Source organism: Paenisporosarcina sp. P5_A11, assembly GCF_056400705.1.
Genome location: NZ_JBFUKT010000280.1, coordinates 1 through 2,798 on the forward strand (window position 1 = coordinate 1; position 2,798 = coordinate 2,798).

Annotated in this window: 2 protein-coding genes; one reads left to right on the forward strand and one right to left on the reverse strand. The window is 37.0% G+C overall.

The genetic code is table 11. The features are described from left to right. Positions 1-194 precede the first annotated feature (194 nt). Complete coding sequence (locus tag AC1DOS_RS19295) at positions 195-1,463, reverse strand: acetyl-CoA hydrolase/transferase family protein (RefSeq protein WP_477538803.1); 1,269 nt, start codon at positions 1,461-1,463, stop codon at positions 195-197. 314 nt (positions 1,464-1,777) lie between these two features. Here AC1DOS_RS19295 and desA point away from each other — a divergent pair. Then, a partial coding sequence (desA, locus tag AC1DOS_RS19300) for a Delta(5) desaturase DesA (RefSeq protein ID WP_477538804.1) occupies positions 1,778-2,798 on the forward strand: 1,021 nt, incomplete at its 3' end.

The window sequence follows — 2,798 nt, forward strand, 5'->3', positions numbered from 1 at the left end:
TTTCAAGAGAATTTCCACTTATTACTCAACCTAACGATAGTTTTCAACAAAGAGTATTACTAACCTGCAACACATGATAAATTAAGCCATATTCAATAAAGCATGAAAAAATGCCAGGCACTCGAAGATTTGTTGGACGTATTTTATCCCACTTACTCCTTTGTTGCCTGGCACTATATTATAAAAAATTTATACTAGATAATTCCTCGTTCCATTGCTTGCTTGGTTAGCTCGTCTCTAAAATTCGGATGAGCAATGCTGATTAATTGCTTAGCACGGTCACTGATAGAACGGCCATGCAAGCGTGCGATGCCGTATTCGGTTACGATGTTGTCGACGTCATTTTTCCCTGTCGTCACTACAGAACCTGGTGTCAAATCCAATTTAATTCTTGAAATGGTGTCGTTCTTTAAAGTGGAACGCAAATAGATGTAGCCTTTCCCACTTTTCGCCAAACGTACGCCTCGTGCGAAATCAATTTGTCCACCACTGGAAGAATAATATTTCCCTCCGACTGTTTCGGATGCACATTGACCAAATAAGTCCACTTCTGTTGTCGCATTGATAGACACGATATTTTCTTCTTTGGCAATTTCACGAGGGTCGTTAACTACACTGACGGGTAAGAACTCTATCGAAGAGTTGTTGTGGATAAAATCATACAAACGTTGCGTACCATATGCAAATGTTGCAACAATTTTTCCTTTGTTCGTGAACTTTTTAGTACCATTGATAGCACCGGCTTCCACTAAATCAACGATTCCATCAGGTAGCATCTCTGTATGAATTCCTAGATTTCGATGATTCTTCAATAAACTCATGATCGCATTAGGAACCGATCCGATTCCTATTTGAAGCGTATCTCCATCTTGAATATCTGCAGCAACTTTTTTAGCTATGAGCAAATCTTTTTCCCCGATTTCAGGAACCACTTCCTCAACTAATGGCGCATCATGCTCAATATATCCTGCAATTTGACTAATATGAATTTGGTTATGACCAAATGTACGAGGCATATTGCGGTTCACCTCTAAAATAAATGGAACTTTCCCAATAAACTCTGCGACATAATCAGCTTGTGTTCCTAACGAAAAATAGCCATGCTCGTCAACTGGAGAAGCTACTGACAGAATCATCGACATTTTTGTAACCTTCGACAGCATGTTTGGAACCTCATGAAAATTGTTTGGCACTAACTCCATTTTTGCTTCTTGATACGTTTTGCGCATAGCACCACTTAAAAAATAAGACACATGTGTAAGTTGACCTGACATCTCCCCTAAAATATATTTCCGAGGATGTAGTGCCAACATTTGATGGATTTTAACATGACTTAGTTCATTTGCATGTTCTTCTAAAATATCTAATAAGCGTATAGGTTCACCATTTGCAATCGGTATGATAATGTCAGCTTCTTCTTCTATTAAGTCAATAAAATTTTTCGCATTTAATAATTTCGTCATTGTCTGTCACTCCTGTCACGTGTTCTTTGTAATACTGTAGCATAGGAAGACCGCTTTTTTTCAACCTAAGCAAGCCTAGAATAGTAGAAAAATGTTTCTAAAAAGTACAATTAATCGTATATATTTCTTATTATGTCTAAAAAAACGAGAAAAATAATAAGAATCTCAACTTTTCTGAACAACACTACCTATATGACACTTGTCATAGTCTTCACTTGACGTTTATGTCTTTTATTATCTGCTCCTAAACCCTATTCTTAATGTAACAAGTTTTTATATGAAAGAATTCAAATACATCTTTGCAGGAGGACGCTATGAGTAAAGAAAAAACTATGCAGCTACGTAAGCTAGTGGCGCCATTTGAGAAATCAGACATGTCATCAAGTGTGAAACAGATTATTAACACAATTCCACCATTCTTCATTTTGTGGTTTTTAGCGTATTTAAGTTTAGACGTTTCGATTTTCTTAACTCTCGCTTTAGCGATTGCAGCATCAGGCTTTATTGTTAGAACGTTTATCATTTTCCATGACTGTACACACGGTTCTTTCTTTAAGAGTAAGAAAGCCAATTCCGTTTTAGGTACAATCACTGGTATTTTGACTTTGTTCGCTTATGAAAAATGGAAACGAGATCACTCGATTCACCATGCTACAAGCAGTAACTTAGACAAACGTGGTGTTGGTGATGTTTGGGTTATGACGGTTGACGAGTATATTGATGCAACTCCAGGTCGCCGATTTGCTTACCGTCTATATCGCAATCCAATTGTGATGTTCGGATTAGGACCATTGTTCCTGTATTTTGTTTCAAATCGCTTCAATCGTAAAGATGCTCGTCCAAAAGAACGTAACAACACATACTTTATCAACGTAGCACTAGTTGCTTTGTATGCTTTTATGATTTGGTTAGTTGGTATTGAAGCATTCGCAATTATTCAAGGAACCATCTTAATTGTTGCTGGTTCTTTTGGAATTTGGTTGTTCTATGTTCAACACCAATTTGAAGATTCATACTTCGAAGATGAAGAGCAGTGGGATTATGTAAAAGCTGCAGTTGATGGTAGTTCATTTTATAAATTACCAAAAGTGCTTCAATGGTTAACTGGGAACATTGGGTATCACCATGTGCATCATTTAAGCCCACGTGTACCTAACTACCGATTAGAACAAGCACATGATTCTACACCACCCCTTCACAAAGCAACAACGATTACATTAAAAACAAGCTTGAAGTCGTTCCACTTCCGTTTATATGATGAATCGAAAAAAACGTTCGTAAGCTTTAAAGAAATAAAACATTTGTTACAAAACACGAAGAATTCCATCCAACTAC